This is a genomic window from Pseudomonas libanensis (genome assembly GCF_001439685.1).
Lineage (GTDB): Bacteria > Pseudomonadota > Gammaproteobacteria > Pseudomonadales > Pseudomonadaceae > Aquipseudomonas > Aquipseudomonas libanensis.
Window position 1 is genome coordinate 187951 of the sequence record NZ_JYLH01000012.1, and the last position, 19557, is coordinate 207507.

At 62.4% G+C, this 19557-nt stretch carries 19 protein-coding genes and 1 pseudogene; 13 read left to right on the top strand and 7 right to left on the bottom strand.

Annotated features, from left to right (window positions below):
- The first annotated feature begins 2 nt into the window (after window positions 1-2).
- From hpaE to hpaI, 6 genes are all read left to right on the top strand, one after another.
- On the top strand, window positions 3-1463 hold the full coding sequence (gene hpaE / locus TU73_RS19260; protein WP_057013555.1) for a 5-carboxymethyl-2-hydroxymuconate semialdehyde dehydrogenase: 1461 nt from the start codon (window positions 3-5) through the stop codon (window positions 1461-1463).
- Between the two features lie 154 nt (window positions 1464-1617).
- Entirely contained in the window at window positions 1618-2475 is an 858-nt protein-coding gene (hpaD, locus tag TU73_RS19265; RefSeq protein ID WP_057013556.1) for a 3,4-dihydroxyphenylacetate 2,3-dioxygenase, read from the top strand.
- 15 nt (window positions 2476-2490) lie between these two features.
- On the top strand, window positions 2491-2883 hold the full coding sequence (locus tag TU73_RS19270) for a tautomerase family protein (protein ID WP_057013557.1): 393 nt from the start codon (window positions 2491-2493) through the stop codon (window positions 2881-2883).
- Between the two features lie 37 nt (window positions 2884-2920).
- Window positions 2921-4225, top strand: a complete 1305-nt coding sequence (locus tag TU73_RS19275; protein WP_057013558.1) for an MFS transporter — start codon at window positions 2921-2923, stop codon at window positions 4223-4225.
- Between the two features lie 11 nt (window positions 4226-4236).
- Window positions 4237-5040 (top strand): 2-oxo-hept-4-ene-1,7-dioate hydratase, encoded by an 804-nt coding sequence (hpaH, locus tag TU73_RS19280; RefSeq protein WP_057013559.1) that lies wholly within the window; start codon window positions 4237-4239, stop codon window positions 5038-5040.
- Between the two features lie 16 nt (window positions 5041-5056).
- Window positions 5057-5857 (top strand): 4-hydroxy-2-oxoheptanedioate aldolase, encoded by an 801-nt coding sequence (hpaI, locus tag TU73_RS19285; RefSeq protein WP_057013560.1) that lies wholly within the window; start codon window positions 5057-5059, stop codon window positions 5855-5857.
- 124 nt (window positions 5858-5981) lie between these two features.
- Here the strand turns inward: hpaI and hpaR are convergent, their stop codons facing one another.
- The gene (gene hpaR, locus TU73_RS19290) at window positions 5982-6404 is read right to left on the bottom strand and encodes a homoprotocatechuate degradation operon regulator HpaR (RefSeq protein WP_057013561.1); all 423 of its coding nucleotides are present in this window, start codon (window positions 6402-6404) and stop codon (window positions 5982-5984) included.
- 207 nt (window positions 6405-6611) lie between these two features.
- On the opposite strand from hpaR, the gene TU73_RS19295 reads away from it, so the two are divergent.
- From TU73_RS19295 to TU73_RS19315, 5 genes are read left to right on the top strand one after another with little or no spacing between them, the layout of a single operon-like run.
- Window positions 6612-7910, top strand: a complete 1299-nt coding sequence (locus TU73_RS19295) for an NAD(P)/FAD-dependent oxidoreductase (protein WP_057013562.1) — start codon at window positions 6612-6614, stop codon at window positions 7908-7910.
- Window positions 7911-7941: 31 nt separating this feature from the next.
- Window positions 7942-8307 carry a cupin domain-containing protein gene (locus TU73_RS19300; protein WP_057013563.1) on the top strand — a complete coding sequence of 122 codons (366 nt, stop codon included), beginning with the start codon at window positions 7942-7944 and terminating at the stop codon, window positions 8305-8307.
- Between the two features lie 12 nt (window positions 8308-8319).
- Entirely contained in the window at window positions 8320-9141 is an 822-nt protein-coding gene (locus tag TU73_RS19305; protein ID WP_057013564.1) for a molybdenum cofactor biosynthesis F family protein, read from the top strand.
- The gene (locus TU73_RS19310) at window positions 9134-9937 is read left to right on the top strand and encodes an SDR family NAD(P)-dependent oxidoreductase (RefSeq protein ID WP_057013565.1); all 804 of its coding nucleotides are present in this window, start codon (window positions 9134-9136) and stop codon (window positions 9935-9937) included. The genes TU73_RS19305 and TU73_RS19310 overlap by 8 nt, the downstream gene beginning before the upstream one ends.
- Entirely contained in the window at window positions 9927-10682 is a 756-nt protein-coding gene (locus TU73_RS19315) for an SDR family oxidoreductase (protein WP_057013566.1), read from the top strand. The genes TU73_RS19310 and TU73_RS19315 overlap by 11 nt, the downstream gene beginning before the upstream one ends.
- Before the next feature lie 134 nt (window positions 10683-10816).
- Here the strand turns inward: TU73_RS19315 and feaR are convergent, their stop codons facing one another.
- The 3 genes from feaR to TU73_RS19330 all read right to left on the bottom strand — a co-directional run bounded on the left by feaR (window position 10817) and on the right by TU73_RS19330 (window position 13901).
- The gene (feaR, locus tag TU73_RS19320; protein WP_057013567.1) at window positions 10817-11758 is read right to left on the bottom strand and encodes a transcriptional regulator FeaR; all 942 of its coding nucleotides are present in this window, start codon (window positions 11756-11758) and stop codon (window positions 10817-10819) included.
- Between the two features lie 114 nt (window positions 11759-11872).
- Window positions 11873-12439: a DUF3156 family protein gene (locus tag TU73_RS19325; protein ID WP_057013568.1), complete on the bottom strand. Its 567-nt coding sequence runs from the start codon at window positions 12437-12439 to the stop codon at window positions 11873-11875.
- On the bottom strand, window positions 12402-13901 hold the full coding sequence (locus tag TU73_RS19330) for an APC family permease (protein ID WP_057013569.1): 1500 nt from the start codon (window positions 13899-13901) through the stop codon (window positions 12402-12404). Before TU73_RS19330 ends, TU73_RS19325 begins: the two co-directional genes overlap by 38 nt.
- A 217-nt stretch (window positions 13902-14118) precedes the next feature.
- Here TU73_RS19330 and TU73_RS19335 point away from each other — a divergent pair, with 217 nt between their 5' ends.
- Entirely contained in the window at window positions 14119-15441 is a 1323-nt protein-coding gene (locus TU73_RS19335) for an alginate export family protein (RefSeq protein ID WP_057013570.1), read from the top strand.
- Between the two features lie 32 nt (window positions 15442-15473).
- Here the strand turns inward: TU73_RS19335 and TU73_RS19340 are convergent.
- Window positions 15474-15947 (bottom strand): annotated as a pseudogene (locus tag TU73_RS19340) (flavin reductase family protein); the annotation flags it as partial.
- A 56-nt stretch (window positions 15948-16003) separates the two neighbouring features.
- Window positions 16004-17173: a p-hydroxyphenylacetate 3-hydroxylase oxygenase component gene (locus TU73_RS19345; protein WP_057013572.1), complete on the bottom strand. Its 1170-nt coding sequence runs from the start codon at window positions 17171-17173 to the stop codon at window positions 16004-16006.
- Window positions 17174-17409: 236 nt separating this feature from the next.
- On the opposite strand from TU73_RS19345, the gene TU73_RS19350 reads away from it, so the two are divergent.
- Window positions 17410-18897 (top strand): aldehyde dehydrogenase family protein, encoded by a 1488-nt coding sequence (locus TU73_RS19350; protein ID WP_057013573.1) that lies wholly within the window; start codon window positions 17410-17412, stop codon window positions 18895-18897.
- Between the two features lie 23 nt (window positions 18898-18920).
- Here TU73_RS19350 and TU73_RS19355 read toward each other — a convergent pair whose 3' ends face one another.
- Entirely contained in the window at window positions 18921-19520 is a 600-nt protein-coding gene (locus TU73_RS19355) for a hypothetical protein (protein WP_057013574.1), read from the bottom strand.
- Window positions 19521-19557: the final 37 nt, after the last annotated feature.

A 19557-nucleotide genomic window follows, 5' to 3' on the forward strand; every position in this document is an offset into this window, starting at 1 on the left:
ACATGATCAAACATTGGATCGATGGCCGTGAGGTCGAGAGCAAAGACGTGTTCGTCAACTACAACCCGGCCACCGGCGAAGCCATTGGTGAAGTGGCCAGCGGCGGCGCCGAAGAAGTCGTCCAAGCCGTGGCGGCGGCCAAGGCGGCGTTCCCCAAGTGGGCCAACACCCCGGCCAAGGAGCGCGCACGCCTGATGCGCAAGCTGGGTGAGCTGATCGAACAGAACGTGCCACGCCTGGCCGAGCTGGAGACCCTCGACACCGGCCTGCCGATCCACCAGACCAAAAACGTATTGATCCCACGCGCCTCGCACAACTTCGATTTCTTCGCTGAAGTCTGCACGCGCATGGACGGCCACAGCTACCCGGTGGACGACCAGATGCTCAACTACACCCTGTACCAGCCGGTGGGCGTGTGCGCGTTGGTGTCGCCATGGAACGTGCCGTTCATGACCGCCACCTGGAAGACCGCACCGTGCCTGGCCCTGGGTAACACGGCGGTGTTGAAGATGTCGGAGCTGTCGCCCCTGACCGCCAATGAACTCGGGCGCCTGGCAGTGGAAGCCGGGATTCCCAACGGCGTGCTCAATGTGATCCAGGGCTACGGCGCCACCGCTGGCGATGCCCTGGTGCGCCACCCGGACGTGCGGGCGATTTCCTTTACCGGCGGCACCGCCACCGGCAAAAAAATCATGCAGTCTGCGGGCCTTAAAAAGTACTCCATGGAACTGGGCGGCAAGTCGCCGGTGCTGATCTTTGAAGACGCCGACCTCGAGCGTGCCCTTGATGCCGCACTGTTCACGATCTTTTCCCTGAACGGCGAGCGCTGCACCGCCGGCAGCCGGATCTTTATCCAGGAAAGCGTCTACCCGCAGTTTGTCGCCGAATTCGCGGCGCGGGCCAAGCGCTTGATCGTGGGCGACCCACAGGACCCCAAGACCCAGGTCGGCTCGATGATCACCCAGGCCCATTACGACAAGGTCACCGGCTACATCAGGATCGGTCTCGAGGAAGGCGCTACGCTGCTGGCCGGCGGGCTGGAGCGCCCGGTCAACTTGCCTGCGCACCTGAGCCGCGGGCAGTTTATCCAGCCGACGGTATTCGCCGATGTGAACAACAAGATGCGCATCGCCCAGGAAGAAATCTTCGGCCCGGTGGCGTGCCTGATCCCGTTCAAGGACGAAGCCCAAGCGCTGCAATTGGCCAACGATACCGAGTACGGCCTGGCGTCCTATATCTGGACCCAGGACATCGGCAAGGCCCATCGACTGGCACGCGGCATTGAAGCAGGCATGGTATTTATCAACAGCCAGAACGTACGGGATTTGCGCCAGCCGTTCGGCGGGGTCAAAGGCTCGGGCACCGGGCGTGAAGGCGGCCAGTACAGCTTTGAAGTGTTTGCCGAGATCAAGAACGTGTGTATTTCCATGGGCAGTCATCACATTCCGCGCTGGGGCGTGTAGCCAAGAATCAAACAAGCCTCCTGTGGGAGCCGGGCTTGCCCGCGATGCAGACACTGCGGTCCTTCAGCCGTACCGAGCCGATGCCATCGCAGGCAAGCCAGCTCCCACAGGGACCTCACTGGCCATACAAGAATAATTATTCAGGAGAATCATCATGGGCGAAGTAGTTCTGGCAGCGAAGATCTGCCACGTACCGTCGATGTACCTGTCGGAACTGCCCGGCAAGCATCACGGCTGTCGCGAAGCGGCGATTGCCGGGCACAAGGAAATCGGGCGCCGCGCCCGCGAACTGGGGGCCGACACCGCCGTGGTGTTCGACGTGCACTGGCTGGTCAACAGCGGTTATCACATCAACTGTGGTGAACAGTTCCAAGGCACCTACACCAGCAACGAGCTGCCGCACTTCATCAAGAACATGGACTACGCCTACCCCGGTTGCCCCGAGCTGGGCGAGCTGATCGCCGCCGAAGCCAACCTGGCCGACGTGCGCAGCATGGCCCACAACATCCCGAGCCTGGAGCTGGAATACGGCACCCTGGTACCCATGCGCTACATGCATATGGGCGTGCCCGACGCACAGAAATTCAAAGTCATTTCCGTCGCTGCCTGGTGCGCTTGGCATCGCCTGGAAGACAGCTTTGCCTTCGGCGCCGCCGTGCGCCGGGCGATTGAAAAGAGCGACCGCAAGGTGCTGGTGCTGGCGTCCGGATCGCTGTCCCATCGGTTCTCGGACGACCGCGAGGCTGAGGCGAATATCCACAACTGGACCCGCGAATTCGACAAGCAGGTGGACCTGCATGTCGTGGAAATGTGGAAGCAAGGGCGCTTCAAGGAGTTCTGCGCCATGCTGCCCGACTACGCCGAACATTGTTTTGGCGAAGGCAAGATGCACGACACCGCCATGCTCCTGGGCCTGCTGGGTGGGCCGGACTATGCCAAGCCGGCCGAGATCATCACGCCGGCGTTTGGCAGTTCGGGCACCGGCCAGATCAACGCGATTTTCCCGCTCTAACCCTGGGAGAACACCATGCCGCACTTTATTGCCGAATACACCGACAACCTCGAGCAACAGGCCGACCTGCCCGGCCTGTTTGAAAAAGTCCACCGCGTGCTGGGCGACAGCGGCGTGTTTCCGTTGGGCGGCATTCGCAGTCGCGGCGTACGCCTGGACACCTGGCGCATGGCCGACGGCAAGCACGACTATGCCTTTGTGCACATGACCCTCAAGGTCGGTCATGGCCGCGACCTGGCCACGCGCGAGGCCGTCGCCCAAGCGGTGTTCGCGGTGATCACTGCGCACTTCGCCGAGCTGCAGGCACAGCGCCTGCTCGCGTTGTCGTTCGAGATGAGCGAGCTGCACCCGCAGCTCAACTTCAAGCAGAACAATGTGCATGCGTTCCTGAACAACCCGGCGAACTGAAACGCCCCCTCACACCTACAACAAAAAGAACAACATCATGAGCACAGCCCACTCCACTGCAAGCCTGCGGCTTGCCGAGCACGACCGCACCCATCGTTTGGTGACCTGGCGCCTGATGCCCTTGTTGCTGGTGTGTTACCTGTTCGCCCATCTGGACCGCATCAATATCGGCTTCGCCAAGATGCAGATGAGCCACGACCTGCAGTTCAGCGACACGGTGTACGGCTTCGGCGCCGGGCTGTTCTTCATTGCCTACGCACTGTTCGGCGTGCCCAGCAATATGGCCCTGGACCGCGTCGGGCCACGGCGCTGGATCGCTTGCCTGATGGTGGTGTGGGGCCTGCTCTCCACCGGCATGCTGTGGGTGGAGAGCGCCCGCGGTTTCTACCTGCTGCGCTTTCTGCTGGGTGTGGCCGAGGCCGGTTTTTTCCCGGGCATCCTGGTGTTTCTCAACCGTTGGTACCCGGCGCGTCGGCGTGCCCAGGTCACCGCCTTGTTTGCCATTGCCGTGCCCATGGCCGGGGTGTTGGGCGGGCCGATTTCCGGGGCGATCCTGGAGAATTTCCACGACGTCGGCAGCCTGCGCGGCTGGCAGTGGATGTTCCTGATCGAAGGTGCGCCCGTGGTGCTGCTGGGGCTGGTGGTGCTCAAGTGCTTGCCGGACGGTTTCGAGTCAGTGCACTGGTTGAGCGCCGAGCAAAAACAGCAACTGCGCACCCAGTTGAGCAACGAGGAACAGCGCAAGACCATCACTTCGTTCAGCGGCATCCTGCGTGACCCGCAGGTGTGGCTGCTGGTGGCCGTGTACTTTGCGGTGATGCTGGCGGTCAACACCCTGGCGTTCTGGATGCCCACCCTGATCCACGGCGCCGGCATCGGCCGCGACAGCCAGGTCGGCTTGCTCAGCGCCGTGCCCTACCTGGCCGGCTGCTTCTTCATGCTCGGCTGCGGGCGCTCCTCAGACCGCCATCGCGAACGCCGCTGGCACCTGTGCGTGCCGCTGCTGATGGCCGCGGCCGGCATCGCCGTGGCAGGCCTGGCGCCCGGCAATGCGCTGCTGGTGATGAGCGGGTTGGTGGTTGCCGGCATGGGCGCCAGCGCGGCGCTGCCGATGTTCTGGCAACTGCCGCCGGCGTTTCTCTCCCGCACCACCCAGGCGGCGGGCATCGCCATGATCAGCTCGTTCGGCAGCATTGCCGCGTTCCTGGCGCCGTACCTGATCGGCTGGATGCGCGACGCCACCCAGAGCGCCAGCCTGGCCCTGTACGTACTCGCCCTGTTTATCGCCCTCGGTGGCTTGCTGGTGCTGCGCACCCAGGCCGCCATCGTCAACCCACACTAGAGACCGTTGCCATGCTCGACTCCCAGCAAATCCTCGCGGCCGCCGCCCACCTGGACCGCGCCGAACGCAGCCGCGAACAGGTGCGCCAGTTTTCCCTCGACTACCCCGATATGACGATCGAGGACGCCTACGCCATCCAGCGTGAATGGGTCGCGCAAAAGATCAAGGACGGGCGCACGCTCAAGGGCCACAAGATCGGCCTGACGTCACGGGCCATGCAGGTGTCGTCGAATATCACCGAACCCGATTACGGCGCCCTGCTCGACGACATGTTTTTCGACGAAGGCAGCGACATCCCCTTCGAGCGTTTCATCGTGCCACGGGTGGAAGTGGAACTGGCGTTCATCCTCGGCAAGCCGCTCAAGGGCCCCAACTGCACGGTGTTCGATGTGCTCGACGCCACCGAATGGGTAATCCCGGCGCTGGAAATCATCGACGCCCGCATCCAGCAGATCGACCCGCATACCAACGCCACCCGCAAGGTGTTCGACACCATCTCCGACAACGCCGCCAATGCCGGTGTGGTCCTGGGCGGGCGCGCCGTGCGCCCCACCGAGATCGACCTGCGCAAGGTGCCGGCGGTGCTGTACCGCAATGGTGTGATCGAAGAGTCCGGCGTCTCGGCGGCGGTGCTCAACCACCCGGCCAAGGGCGTGGCGTGGCTGGCCAACAAGCTGGCACCCTATGACGTCACCCTGCTGCCCGGCCAAGTGATTCTCGGCGGCTCGTTTACCCGCCCGGTGGCGGCCCGCCCCGGCGATACCTTCCACGTCGACTACGACCTGCTCGGCTCGATTGCCTGCCGCTTCGTCTGAACCCAGGAGTGCTTTCATGGACATGCCTGTCAACCGCTTCAAGCAACGCCTGCACAACCGCGAGGTACAGATCGGCCTGTGGCTCGGCCTTGCCAACGCCTACTGCGCGGAACTGGCCGCCAACGCCGGTTTCGACTGGCTGCTGATCGACGGCGAACATGCGCCCAACCAGTTGGGGGACATGCTCGCGCAATTACAGGCCATCGCACCCTACCCCAGCCAAGCGTTGATTCGCCCGGTGATCGGCGACACGGCACTGATCAAGCAATTGCTGGACATCGGCGCCCAGACCCTGCTGGTGCCCATGGTCGAAAGCGCCGCCCAGGCCCGGGAACTGGTGCGCGCCCTGCGCTACCCGCCCCAGGGTATTCGCGGGGTCGGCAGCGCCCTGGCCCGTGCCTCGCGCTGGAACAGCATCGCTGATTACCTCGACCAGGCCGATGCGCAGATGTGCCTGCTGGTGCAGATTGAGAATGCCGAGGGCCTGGCCAATCTGGACGCCATCGCCGCCGTCGAAGGCGTGGACGGGGTGTTTATCGGCCCGGCGGACTTGAGCGCGGCCATGGGGCATCGCGGTAATCCTGGGCATCCGCAGGTGCAGGCGGCGATTGAGGATGCCATCGTGCGCATTGTTAAGGCCGGCAAGGCAGCGGGGATTCTCAGTGCGGATGAACGCCTGGCGCGGCGCTATATCGAGCTGGGCGCGACCTTCGTGGCGGTGGGAGTGGATACCACGGTGTTGATGCGCGGGTTGCAAAGCCTGGCCGGGAAGTTCAAAGACGTGCCTCTGGCTGCCAATACCGGTGGTGTCTACTGAGATCCAATGTGGGAGCTGGCTTGCCTGCGATAGCGGCGCATCAGCGACAAATAAGCCAGCGGACCCGGTGCTATCGCAGGCAAGCCAGCTCCCACAGTTGACCAGTGGTGGTTCAGTCATTAGTTCAGCGCTTGATGTTCTTCAAGTCATCCAGCAACCCCAACAGCATCTGGAATTTTTCTTCGCCAAACTGATCCTGCAAACGCTGGTAGTTGGCCTCCATGCACTGGCTCATGGACTCGAAACTCGCCTTGCCCTTGTCCGCCAGGGTAATGAGTACCCGGCGCTGGTCCTGCTCGGCCTTGCGCCGATGCACCATGCCCGCCGCTTCCATGCGCACCAGCACGCCGGTCATGCTCGGCTTGAGAATGCAGGCCAGTTCCGCCAGTTGGTAAATTTCCAGCTCACCGTGCTGTTCAAGGATGCGGATGATGCGCCATTGCTGTTCGGTCAGGCCGTGCTCATTCAACGAGGGACGGAAAAAACTCATCGCCGCTTCACGGGCTTGCAACAAGGCCAGGGTCAGGGATTGTCGAGGTTTGGACATAGGGCTCAGGGTCACGAAGTATTTAGTTAATAATTTAACGAAACTCTAACATTCCGCGCCCATTCGCGCGCTATAACTTGTCTGTCGCCGCGCCCGTGGCGCGCTGAATCAAAAAACCGGGCACGCAGGGTCAAGACTTCCAGCCCGCCAGGGCCCCTAATGGGGGCATCCGCTTCAGCGCCTTCCTTCACTTTTTCAGGCTGCGCCATGATCAACATCGAAACCCCCACGTACTACACCGCCACCAAGAAATACAACCTCAGCTTCCCCACCCTGGAGCAAGACATCGACGCAGACGTCGTGGTGATCGGCGGCGGTTTTTCCGGGATCAATACCGCCCTTGAACTGGCGGAAAAAGGCATCACCAATATCGTCGTGCTTGAAGCGCGCTACCTGGGCTTTGGCGGCACGGGCCGCAACGGTGGGCAGATCATGGCGGGCATCGGCCATGACCTGGAGAAGATCAAGAAAGACGTGGGCGAAGACGGCCTGCGCCAGGTGTTCGAGATCAGCGACCTGGGCGCCGACATCATCAAGAACCGCATCGCCAAGTACAACATCGATGCGGATTTCTGCCACGGCTACGGCTACATGGGCTTTAACGCCCGCCAGGAAAAAACCCTGCGTGCCTGGGAAAAGGACTTCAAGTCGATCAACAGCCAGCACGAGATCCGCTTCCTCGGTGGCTCGGATGTGCAGCAGATTATCGGCTCCAACGCCTACACCAGCGCCCTGCTGCACATGGGCGGCGGGCATGTGCATTCGCTGAACCTGCTGCTGGGCGAAGCCACCGCGCTGGCCAGCCATGGCGTGCGCATCTTCGAAAACAGTCCGGCCCTGGAGGTCAGCTACGGCGAGCGCATTACCGTGCGCACCGGTCGTGGTTCGGTGCGCGCCAGCAAGTTGCTGTGGGCCTGTGACAGCTTCCTCAACAAGCTGGAACCGGAACTGCACCGCTCGACCATCAACACCTACGCGTTCCAGATGATGACCGAGCCGTTGTCCGAAGAGTTGATCCAGCGCATCAGCCCGATCCGTGGCGCCTACAGCGACATCCGCCCGGTGATCGACTACTACCGTGTGACCAACGAGAACCGCCTGCTGTTCGGCGCAGCCACGCCTTTGGTGGAGCACATTCCCGGTGACCTCAAAGCCTGGAACCGCCACCTGATGCTGAAGATTTTCCCCTACCTCAAGGACGTGAAAATCGACCTGGCCTGGGGCGGCCCGATGGCCTGCAGCCCCAACCTGTTCCCGCAGGTGGGCACCTTGCCGGGGCGCAGCAATGCGTTTTTCGTACAGGGCTACTCGGGCTTCGGCGTCACCCCCAGCCACATCATCTGCAAGGTGCTGGCCGAAGGCATGAGCGAAGGCTCGGCGCGCTATGACCTGGTCAGCTCGATCCACCGCCCGACCATCATCGGCAAGGACGCGATCCGCCCCTTGCTGCTGACGGCGGGTAAATCCTGGCACCAACTGTCCGGCTACTGGAACGGACGTCGTTGATCCACTTCTTCACTCATCAGGAACCACTGCCATGTCCCTTACTCCCCTCAAACACAACATCCAGCTGTCGGAACTCGATGCCTGGGGCACCGTGGCCGACCTCGGCTCGCAGATCCTGGAAGGCGAGGTACGCGCCTTCGGCAAGATGACCTTCGGCGCCCCCACCGATGCGGTCAGCAGCGCCTACTTCGGCACCACCCAGGGTAAGTTCCGCATGGTCTACCCCTTCGCCGAACAAGCCACCGTGGTCACCGGCGAAGTGGTGCTCACCGATGAGTCCACCGGCCAGTCCACCCGCTACAAGGCCGGTGACAGCTGGTTCGTGACCAAGGGCACGCCGGTGCTGTGGGAAGTGGTCAGCGAGAGTTTCGTCAAACACTACTTCGCCGTCGTTTAAGGGAGCATTGCCATGACCACTTCTTCTGACTGGATCACCGTGGGCGCCCTGGCGGACGGTTTTGCACCCGAGGCATTCATCCTGCCCAACCTTGCCGACCTGGCCGGGCAGACCTTCATTTTGCACTTCGCCAATGGCTGGCAGATCGAACACCGTTTCGAGCAAGAACGCCTGGCCTGGCACGCCGCCGACGGCCACTCCAGCGGCAGCGCCGCCTACCGCGCCAGCTCGATTCGCCCGGGCCTGTACCTGGTGGACTTCATCAAGCACGAGGCCGGGCAAAGCTGGTCGATCAGCCTGGTGCTGGACACGCCGAATGCATCCTTTACCGCCGTGATCGGCCGCCTGCCGGAACAGGCAGACACCCATGAAGGGCTCTATCATCGCGCCCTGGCCGGCAAGCCGTTGACCTCGGTGCACGCGGAGTTCCTCCACGGCAGCCTCGACCGGCCCTGGCAGGACGGCCACTGCCTGCATGCGCCGACCGATGAGCTGGTGGGCCTGCGCAACCTGTACCGCTACAGCCCCAGCGAGGTCTACGAGCACATCTACCTCAACCCGGGGTTCTACGCCTGGCAATGCCTCAAGGGCGTGGAGCAAGGCTTGTGCGACACCGACCGCTGCCATTACTACAAGATCGCCGAGCAGCTGTACCTGTTCGTCTGGCAGGAGAAGATCGTGCCCACCCTCGGCCTGGTGCTGATCGACCTGCAACAGCACCGCAGCGACGGCAAGATCTTCGGCTATGCGGGGGCGTCCTTCGATGCACTGTCGAACTTCCCCATCAGCTCCTATTGCCAGGTGCTCAACCACACGGACTATCCCCGTGACTGAGGCGCGCACGGTGGTGATCACCGGGGCCGGCACCGGCATCGGCGCCGCCTGTGCCCAGCTGTACGCCGAGGAAGGCGCCCGGCTGGTGCTGATCGGCCGGCGCCGTGAGCCACTGGAGCAGGTGGCGCAGGTCACCGGGGGCCTGGTCCTGGTGGGCGATGCGGCCTGCCCTGACACCTGGGACGGCTTTATCCGGCAGATCCGCGCGCACTACGGGCGCATTGATGTGCTGCTGGCCTGTGCTGGCGGCCATGGCCTGGGCAGCGCCACCCAGACCAGCCCGGCCACTTGGGAAACGGCGCTGCGCAGCAACCTGGACAGCGCGTTCTACAGTGCCCGCGCCTGCCTGCCGCTGTTGCAGGAAAGCGCCGGCAGTATCGTGCTGATCGGCTCCATCGCCTCCCTCGCAGCAGGGCCCGAAGTGTGCGGCTACACCACGGCCAAACATGCGTTGCTCGGGCTCAATCGTTCACTGGCACGGGACTATGGGCCCCATGGCGTGCGCGTCAACGCGGTGTGCCCGGGCTGGGTGCACACGCCGATGGCCGATGCAGAAATGCAGCCGTTAATGGACGCCTACGGCGACACCTTGCAACAAGCGTACGAGCGTGTGTGTGCCGATGTGCCCCTGCGCCGCGCCGCCCGTGCCGAAGAGATCGCCAAGGTATGCCGCTTCCTGGCCAGCGACGACGCGTCGATCATTACCGGGGCGACCTTGGTGGCGGACGGTGGGTCCAGCATCGTCGACGTGCCGACGCTGGCGTTTACGCGCCTGGAGCCTGCCCATGCCCAATGACCTGGATTTCAGCGGCCAGGTGGTGCTGGTCACCGGCGGTGCCCAAGGGATTGGCCTGGGCATCGTCCAAGCCTTTGCCCACCGCGGTGCGCGAGTGGTAATTGCCGATCGCTTGCTTGAACAGGCTGAAACGGTGGCTGCAGAGCTGTGCGCGCAGGGCTATCAGGTCGAGGCCGTGGCTGTCGACCTAACGCAAGCCGAGGCGGTGTTCGCCTGCGTTCAAGGCTTGGCGCAGCTGGATATCCTGGTGCACAACGCCGGGTATTTCCCGCTGACAGCCTTTGCCGACATCACCCCGGCGATCCTGCAACGCACCTTGGCGGTGAACCTCTCGGCGCTGTTCTGGCTGACCCAGGCGGCGCTGCCGATGTTTCGCGAGCAAGGCCGGGGTTGCGTGCTGGTGACGTCTTCGGTCACCGGCAATCGGGTGGGTTATCCGGGGCTGAGCCACTATGCGGCGTCCAAGGCCGGGGTGAACGGGTTTATCCGTAATGCGGCGCTGGAACTGGCGCCGTTGAAGGTGCGGGTCAATGGCGTGGAGCCGGGCATGATCGCCACGCCGGCGATGGGTAACCTGGGTGATGCGGCCGTGAATGACAGCATTGCCCGCCGTGTGCCGTTGGGGCGCCTTGGCGCGGCGGCGGATATTGCCGGGGCGATGCTGTTTCTAGCCTCTGACCTGGCTGGCTATATCACCGGGCAGACGCTGGTGGTGGATGGTGGTGCGACTCTGCCCGAAATCTGAAACCGGAACTAAATGTGGGAGCGGGCTTGCTCGCGAATGCGGAGTATCAGTCAACATATTTGTTACTGATCCAACCCTTTCGCGAGCAAGCCCGCTCCCACAGGGGACCTGCTGCGATTTGATGATCTTAATCTTTATGCCCCCACCGCCTGCAACCGGCTGGTGCGGAAATCCTTGGGCGATACCTCGAACTGCTTCTTGAACGACCGGCTGAAATGCGCCGAGTCGGTAAAACCCCATTTGTAGGCAATCGAGGTGATCGATTCACTGCGCAGGAACGGGTTGGTCAAGTCGTCCGCACTGCGCTTGAGCCGTGCCCGCTGGATATAGCGACAGACGCTGTCGTCCTGTTCTTCGAACAAACGGTACAGGTGTCGCACCGAAATATTCAGGCGGTTGGCCAGGCCAATGGGGCTCAGGCCAGGTTGGCCCAGTGACTCATCGATGACTTTTTGCACATAGCTGCGCAGGTTATTGCCCTGCAACGAGGCCCCACCTTCGTGGCACTCATCGCCCTGCTCCAGCGCCGAACCCAACAGTGAGACGAAGGCCGCTTGCAGTGCTTCCACTTCAGTGGCGTTGTCTTCGGTATCGTCCTTGCACAGTTGATCCATCAGCACATGCAACATGCGCCCACAGGCCTTGGTCGATGAAATCTTGCCAAAGGCCCGCGCCTGGCCGCGCAGGTGCTTGCACACCTCAGTGCGCGAGAGGGACAACGAGGCGTGTTCGATCAAACCGAAGGGCGTGATTTCGATGGAGCCTACCGAGTCCATCAGCAGCATCTCACCAGGGGCCAGTTGCACGGTCTGGCCGTTCTGGGTGATCTGCGCATAGCCGCTGCGCTGGCTGACCAGGAAACACTCCTGGTCGTTATCATGGTCGGCGTGGTGCGTGAGGCGCTTGATCAGCCCGGCATTGGTGCGCAGGATGGCCAGGCCACGGGGCAGGTTGTGGATCTCGCCGATAAACAGCGAACGGTTAAAGGCCAGTTCGGTGTCGAAGTGGCCGCACGCGGCGCGCAGTTCGCGGTTCCAGCTGTCGAGCCCGTCGGGTGCATGCTGTGGGATGCTCATGGGGTGTCTCCGCAGTGGCGTTCTTTTTGTTGTTCTGGCGCAATAGTTAACATGTTATCTATATGCACGCAACAACAACTCGTTTGGCCTATGCAGAAGCACTAATGATGCCAATCAGAGATTCGACAGTACCCGCTTCATGCCCGCCAACGCCGCCAGTAAATGGTTGCGTTGCTGCGGGCTTACAGCGATATAACGCCGAAACGCCGGCATGCGGTTGACCACTTCGCTGCCGCCCATATGCTCCAGGCGCACGCACCATTGCTGGCCCTTGAGGTCAATGCGCAGGCGCTTGAAATCCAGGGGCATCAGCGCTTCGAATAACTCTTTGTCCGCCAGCAAACGCGCCTGCAGCTCGCGCCCCAGGGCCTGGTTGCCAGAACGCTGCCGCACGCGGATGCCATTGCGCCGAATAGCCCCGCCATGGTGCACCTCGAAGCTGCCCGCTCCTGGGGTGGATGTGGGCACCTGCAACACGAATTCAGTCATGACCACATGCATTAACAACTGCGATTCGGTGCGCTCGACCAGCTCAAATACCGCCCCATCCACGTCGAGTTTTACCAGGCCAAGATCACGCCGCAAGCGCGCCAGGGTCACCCCGGGTCGATAGCCGCTCGGTGCGCGATCAGCGCTGAACAGTTCAAACAGTTTTTGCCGCAAAGTCGCTATAAGGCTCATGGGCATGTCCCGGTTCATGGCTGAATTCCTTGGCCAACACCTCCTCGACGCAGGCGGGCTTGAAGGGGTTGACCTTCTGTACCACCAGGGTCCAGAACAACGCGTAGGTCGCCGTTACGCCAAGCATCACCCCGAACGGCACATAGATATCCGCCGGGTTCATGCCGGGTGGGGTGATAAACCACATGCCCAGCAGGATGCCGATGCTCGACACGACCTGCGGCAGCGGGAACCACGGCGAACGGTACGCCCGGGGCAAATCCGGACGGCGAATGCGCAGGATCACCACCGACAACGTCACCAGCAGGTAGGCAAAACTCCACGCGCACACCGCCGCCAGCACCAGGTGCATGATGTTGTCAGTGTTGCCGCCCAGGTACAGCGCATGCAGGCACGGGATCAGCATGGCCACCAGGATGCACAGCAGCGGTGTCTTGAAGCGCGGGTGCAGGTAGGTGAACACCTTCGGTAACGCGCCATCCACCGCCATGCCATAGAGGATGCGCGGCACGCCGGCCATCAGAGTATTAATGGTTGCAGCGCCGGCGAACAGGAAGCCAATGCCCAGCCACAACGGGCCGATCTGCCCCATCACCTGTTCGGCAAACCGGGGGATGGCCATGGGCGTGTCCAGCAGGTGCACGCCGGACGCGGCGTCGAGCACCACGTTTTCCACCTGGCGTTTCATCGCGGCGCCATAGATAAACATGCACGTCGCCACGCCCATCAGCCCGAGCATCATCGCCCGTGGCATCGCCTTGGCCGATTGGCGCAGGTCCGGCGCCAGCGGGGTGACGAACTCGCAGCCGACGAACATGAACATCGCCATGCCCACCAGCGACAACACGGTGACCAGGTCAGTGCCCACCAGCGATTCCCCGAACCAGCCGTCCAGTTGCACCGCTGGCGCGGCGATCAAGCCCAGCACGCCGAACACCATCAGGGTGGTCCACATGCCAAACGTAAGGATGATCTCTGCGCGGCCAAAGGCGCTGACCCCGAAGGCGTTCAGCACCCCGAACGCGATCACGAACCCCACGCCCAGCAGCCATGAGCCGCCGGCCGATTCTGCCAGGGTATTGAGGTGTTCGAAGTTCACCAGGGCCATGACCCCGGCGAGGATGGTTTCGGCGGTGCCGGCGAACACATGCACGATCAGATAGGCCGACAGGGTGCCGGTGATCGCGAAGAACCGGCCCATGCCGCAATTGATGTAGTCGTACACCGAACCGGTGGTGGGCAGCATCGAGGCGGCCTCGGCGAAGGTGGTCGCCTGGGCCAGCATCATCACCACGGCGATCAGCATTGCCAGGGCAAACGCACCGCCGCCGATGCCAAAGCCCATGGTGGCGGTAAGAATCACCGGGCTGGCCATGATCAGGCCAATGGTGCTGGCCAACGCGGTGGGGAAACCTACCGTGCCTCGGTTGAGGTGCGCGGTGAGTCGGTCGTTGAACGACATGGTGGGGTCCTCGAAAGCGGTTTTTTTAGTGTGTCGGCACTCTGCGCCCCACCCGCGTTGATCGTCTTGCCCCTGTCTGCCGCTGGTTTTGTAGCTGCCTGCCACGGCGTAGCACCTGGCGGCCTGGGTCAATTCCCTGGCACGCATGGCAAAGACTTGGCTTGACGCCCCTCGCCCTAATGCGCCCTCACTCTTAACCAAGATGGGGACAATAACAATGGAGCACACACTGAAAAACCGCCGTCTGCGCCAAGCGGTCGTCATAGGCGTCGCGCTGTTGGCCGGGCAAGCTCATGGCGTCGAGTTGTACGCCGATGCCGACACGCAGGTCACGGGAAACTTCCTCGCTGTGTATGGGATGTTCAACAGCCCGAAAAACTACGACGGCCGGCGCGGCGGCTCCACCTGGCGCGAGGCGTTTATCAAGTACGGCCTGAGCGTCGAGCAAAACCTGGGTAGCCTGGGCGGTGTCTATGGCACGGCCAACCTGGTGAGTTCCGGCACCTGGGGCGATGGCGATGCGTCCGGGTTGACCAACGGCACCGAGCGCACCACCAAGTTTGACGAGGCCTTCGCCGGCTGGCGGTCTGGCGAGTTGTTGCCGGCGCTGGGCAAGGATGGCCTGGACCTGTCGTTCGGACGCCAGATCATCATGCTGGGGGATGGTTTTATCATTAACGACGACGGCCCCAACTTGGGCAATGGCGTCGGCGACGGCGAGTTCAATCGCGGCGGCGCCTACTACATCGCCGCACGCCATGCCTTCGATAAAACGGCGGTGATTCGCCTGGGCGGCAAGGACGGTGTGCACGGCAGCCTGATGTGGATCAAGTCCGACAACCGCGCCCAGGCCCTCACCGAAATGGCCGCCGGCACCCTGGATTACACTGCCGCGCCGGGCACTCTGGGGCTGACCTATATTCACGGAATTGATGTGGATGAGCGCTTCGCCACCGACCTGCAACGCCAGCGCAAAGGCATGAACCTCTATAGCGTGCGTGGCGCCGGCAATGCGGGCATCGACAACGCGCACTTCGCCTTCGAACTGGCCCGCCAGGACCGTCGCGACAGCCAGCAGAACGCTGGGTACGCCGAAGCCGGCTACACCTTCGCCAACCTGCCGTGGTCGCCCGACCTGACCTACCGCTACGCCCGTTATTCGAAGAACTGGGACGCGATGTTCTCAGGCTTCAATCGCGGCTATGGCACCTGGGTACAGGGCGAAGTGGCGGGCAACTATTCCGGCCCCTACAACAGCAACACAGCGGTGCAACACGTGGCGCTCAAGGTCAAGCCGCTGGAGAACCTCAGCCTCGGCGCGCTGTTCTTCGACTACAACACCGTCAGCACCCGCGGCCAGTTGAACCTGGATGGCCGCGAACTGGACCTGTATGCCGAATGGGCCGTCAATGAACACCTGATCATCACGCCGCTGCTGGGGCTGTACAAACCCAACAAAGATGCCGACACCGGCGGCAACCAGGTCGGCGGCAACGGCACCAATGTCTACAGCCAACTGGTGGTCGCCGTGCCGTTCTAAACCGCCTCGGGCGCGCACGGAGGCAGCGCCCGGACCTCGGCATAAGCGCCCTGATGATAGAGCAGCGGCGCACGGCCAAAGTCATCAAAGGCCACCACCTTGCCGATCATGATCCAATGGTCGCCGCCGTCCACCTGCTGGTATTTCTCACAGTGAAAACGCGCCGAACAATCGGCGAACACCGGCGAGCCCCCCTCCCCCGGCTCGTACTCGATGAGGGCGAAGCGATCTTCACGGGGGCGCGCAAAGTTGTTGGACAGGTGCACCTGGTCAGCCGCCAACACATTCACGGCAAAGTGGCTGGCCTCCTCGAACACCTCATGGCTGTTGGAGCGTTTGTCGATGCTCCACAGCACCAGGGGCGGGTCGAGGGACACCGAGTTGAAACTGTTGGCCGTCACGCCCACCTTGCGCCCGGAGGCCGTGGCGGCGGTGACTACGGTCACACCGGTGGCGAAATTGCCCAAGGCGCGACGAAAGGCCCGTGGGTCGAATACGTCAGACATGCAAGACTCCCGGGTGGCCTTTATTGGCCGCCCTGATTGTTATAGGGAAAACGCGGCTACACCATGCTCGGGTCGGGCTCCAGGCCCATCAGCTCACGGCCGAGGATCTGCGCGCAGACGTCATAGTCGGTGTAGGCATGGGCGCCGGTCATATGGGAATCGCGGAACAGGCGCTGCATCTCGTTATGTTCGAACCAGGCATTGCCACCCGCGGCAGCGAACAGGCGATCCACCGCTTCGATGCACATCTTGGTGGCATAGGCCTGGTTGGTGCGCCAGAACGCCAGGGTCTGGCGCGTCGGGTAACGCTGGGCGGCGCTGTGTTCAGCGTGTTCCTGCCAGGTCTTCTCCAGGAACGCCCGGGCGGCGGCCACCTGATGGGTGGACTCGGCCAGGCGCATCAACGCCGGAGTGGCGGCGCCCACGGCAGCACCGGTGTAGGCGCGCACCCGGGTCTTGGTTTTTTCGCGGAACACATCGAGCATGCGCTCGGCCACACCCAGGCTGACGGTGGAGAAACCACTGGCGAAATACGGCCGATAAGGCGCGTAGAAAATCTGGCTGTCCGGGTAGAGGCCAAAGCCTGCGGACTTGCCCTCCATCATGTCCTTGGCCTTCTGGATACGGTGCTCGGGCACCCAGGCGTTGTCGACGACCAGGGTTTTGGTGCCGCTGCCTTTCATGCCGGCAGCGAACCAGTCGTCGCGGATCTGATAGTCACTGCGCGGCAGCACGGCAAAGCAGTAATCCTGGGTGCCTTCGGTGTTCTGGCGACGGCAGCCGACAATCGCCCACTCGCCATGGTCGCAGCCGCTGCTCCAGCCCATCTCGCCGCTGAAGTACACGCCGCCTTCGCCCTCGGTGACCCGACCAAACGGTGCAATACTGCTGCTGGCCGTGGCATCCGGGTTGGCGCCCCAGATTTCCTCTTGCAACCGAGCCGAGAACAACGCCAGCTGATGGCTGTGGGTGCACAACAAACTCATGGCCCAGGCGGTGCTGGCACAACTGCCGGCAAGCAAGGCGATGCAGTCGGCGAATTCGGGCAATGACAGCTCGAGACCGCCGTACGCCTTGGGCTGAAAGGCGCGGTGCAGGCCGATGCTTTTGAGCAAGGCGATATTCTCATCCGGCACTTGGCGCAGCTGTTCGGCGCGGCTGGCATTGGCGGCGATGGCCGGCAAGAGGGGCTTGAGGTCTTCGAGGAGCGGGTTTGGCTTTTTCATGGACGGCCCTGCTTATTATTGGAAGTCCGGCAGGCGCTCCGGATTGCGGAACGGCGCGGGATGCAGGGCCAGTATCGGACGGGTCACGCAGGCGCAAAATGCACATTCGGCAGGCAAGCTTGTACTTTTCACAGGTGCGGCAGGCACAGGCATAAAACCTGGCAGGCACAGTCAAGCCGCGTGCCTGCGCGTTGGTTAACCTCGGGGTTTCTTTTGTGAACTGCCAGGAACCTGCCATGAGCGATATCCCGCTGCTGCCTCACGTCGAAGCCTTTTTGCGTCGCCGTCATGGGCTGTTTATCGACGGCGCCAGTGTGCACAGCCACGCCGATGCACGCCTGAGCGTGACCAACCCCGCCACCGGCCAGGTGATCGCCGACGTGGCCGACGCAGACCTGGCGGATATCGACGCCGCGGTCGCGTCCGCCAACCGTGGTTTCCAACTGTGGTCCCAGACCATTCCCGCCACCCGTGGCAACGTGCTGCTGAAACTGGCCGACCTGCTGGAACAGCACCGTGAAGAACTGGCGCAGATCGAAACCTGCCAGTCGGGCAAGATCATCCAGATTTCCCGCGCTTTCGAGGTCGACCAGGCCGCGCATTTCCTGCGTTACTACGCTGGCTGGGCCACCAAGCTCAGCGGCCAGACCCTCACGCCGTCGCTGCCTTCGTTCAATGGCGAGCGCTACACCGCCTTTACCCTGCGCGAGCCGGTGGGCGTGGTGGTTGGCATTGTGCCGTGGAATTTCTCGACCATGATCGCCATCTGGAAACTCGCTTCGGCACTGGTGACCGGCTGCAGCATCATCATCAAGCCCAGCGAATTCACGCCGCTGACCCTGCTGCGCATCGCTGAGCTGGCGATCGACGCCGGGTTACCGGCGGGTGTGCTCAATGTGTTGACCGGCGGCGGCCATGTCGGCAAGGGGCTGGTGGAACACCCCGGCACCCATAAAGTGTCCTTCACCGGTTCAGTACCCACCGGCATCGCCGTCGGCCGTAGCGCCATGGGGGCCGGGCTGACCCGTGCAACCCTGGAGCTGGGTGGCAAGAATGCTGCGGGCTTCCTGCGTGACATGGACGTGGACAAGGCAGTGGACGGCATCATCGAGGCGGGCTTCCTGCACGCCGGGCAAATCTGCGCGGCGGCCGAACGCTTCTTCGTGCACCGCTCGCAGATCGACGCCGTGCTGGAAAAACTCAAGGCGCGCCTGAGCCGCCTGAACATCGGTTCGCCCCTGGACGAACACACCGAATTCGGCCCGGTCACGCACCAGCAACACCAGCAGAAACTGCTCGGCTACTTCAACCAGGCCCGCGCCGAAAACAACACGATCATCCACGGCGGCCACCTTATCGACCGGCCTGGTTGCTATGTCGAGCCCACGGTGATCCTCGCCAACCACCTGCACGACACCCTGCTCAACGAAGAAACCTTCGGCCCCATCGCCACCTTCCTGCCCTACGACGACGAAGACGAACTGCTGGCCATGATGAACCACGGGCCTTACGGGTTGAGCGCCAGCCTGTGGACCAACGATTTGGGCAAGGCCCTGCGCATGATCCCGGCCATTAAGGCGGGCACCTTGTGGGTGAACATGCACACCTTGCTCGACCCGGCAGTGCCGTTTGGCGGCAGCCGGTCTTCGGGCGTCGGGCGGGAGTTTGGCAGTGCGTTCATTGAGGATTACACCGAGCTTAAGTCGGTGATGATTCGGTATTGAGGACTGAGTGCCGGCGACCGGAATCAGGGCTCAGGTTTGGCTGGTGGGCCACGAAACAGATTCCTGGAAATGATGTCGGCCTTCAGCATCTTGAGTTGCAGATGGCGGTTTACTGCGCCAACGACTTCCATATAACGGGTGACGTGGCGCTTCCACGTATCGACCAGCAGGAAGGGCACCAAGCCAATCGCAACAAACGGCAAAATAACCACACCGAACAGGATTGTCAGAAGCTCCCAGCACCCTTGCAGCAAATCCACAGGACCCAAGGTTTTTTCATAATGCAACTTCTTGGTCAGCACGTCGGAAATCAGGTTCGTGCCGATGGCGGCGGTTACAAACGGGAAAACAAACAGGAACAGGTTGGAACGGTGTTTCACCTGGTCAAACAGATCACCGCTGATTTTGCCTTTTTCGTGTAGTGACTGCGCCAGCCCATTGAATGCGTCGATAGAGACCACGGCACACGCGGCAATCGAAATCAGCGCAACGCCGGTCGCCACGACAACTTGCGGCGTGGTGTCTTTGTCAAGAATGAAACCAATCACCGCCATCACCAACACAAAGGCCACCACCAAAAAGAACAGTTGCACATCCAAGCCAAACAACAACGCGTAATTCATCCGTGAATTCCTCTATTAAGACTAATTAAAATACCCA

Coding starts and splice junctions, on each gene's coding strand:
- feaR (WP_057013567.1), bottom strand. CDS start 11,758: ATGAGCATCCCACAGCATGCACCCGACGGGCTCGACAGCTGGAACCGC.
- hpaI (WP_057013560.1), top strand. CDS start 5,057: ATGGACATGCCTGTCAACCGCTTCAAGCAACGCCTGCACAACCGCGAG.
- TU73_RS19315 (WP_057013566.1), top strand. CDS start 9,927: ATGCCCAATGACCTGGATTTCAGCGGCCAGGTGGTGCTGGTCACCGGC.
- hpaH (WP_057013559.1), top strand. CDS start 4,237: ATGCTCGACTCCCAGCAAATCCTCGCGGCCGCCGCCCACCTGGACCGC.
- TU73_RS19330 (WP_057013569.1), bottom strand. CDS start 13,901: ATGTCGTTCAACGACCGACTCACCGCGCACCTCAACCGAGGCACGGTA.
- hpaE (WP_057013555.1), top strand. CDS start 3: ATGATCAAACATTGGATCGATGGCCGTGAGGTCGAGAGCAAAGACGTG.
- TU73_RS19325 (WP_057013568.1), bottom strand. CDS start 12,439: ATGAGCCTTATAGCGACTTTGCGGCAAAAACTGTTTGAACTGTTCAGC.
- TU73_RS19350 (WP_057013573.1), top strand. CDS start 17,410: ATGAGCGATATCCCGCTGCTGCCTCACGTCGAAGCCTTTTTGCGTCGC.
- hpaR (WP_057013561.1), bottom strand. CDS start 6,404: ATGTCCAAACCTCGACAATCCCTGACCCTGGCCTTGTTGCAAGCCCGT.
- hpaD (WP_057013556.1), top strand. CDS start 1,618: ATGGGCGAAGTAGTTCTGGCAGCGAAGATCTGCCACGTACCGTCGATG.
- TU73_RS19270 (WP_057013557.1), top strand. CDS start 2,491: ATGCCGCACTTTATTGCCGAATACACCGACAACCTCGAGCAACAGGCC.
- TU73_RS19295 (WP_057013562.1), top strand. CDS start 6,612: ATGATCAACATCGAAACCCCCACGTACTACACCGCCACCAAGAAATAC.
- TU73_RS19300 (WP_057013563.1), top strand. CDS start 7,942: ATGTCCCTTACTCCCCTCAAACACAACATCCAGCTGTCGGAACTCGAT.
- TU73_RS19335 (WP_057013570.1), top strand. CDS start 14,119: ATGGAGCACACACTGAAAAACCGCCGTCTGCGCCAAGCGGTCGTCATA.
- TU73_RS19355 (WP_057013574.1), bottom strand. CDS start 19,520: ATGAATTACGCGTTGTTGTTTGGCTTGGATGTGCAACTGTTCTTTTTG.
- TU73_RS19275 (WP_057013558.1), top strand. CDS start 2,921: ATGAGCACAGCCCACTCCACTGCAAGCCTGCGGCTTGCCGAGCACGAC.
- TU73_RS19305 (WP_057013564.1), top strand. CDS start 8,320: ATGACCACTTCTTCTGACTGGATCACCGTGGGCGCCCTGGCGGACGGT.
- TU73_RS19345 (WP_057013572.1), bottom strand. CDS start 17,173: ATGAAAAAGCCAAACCCGCTCCTCGAAGACCTCAAGCCCCTCTTGCCG.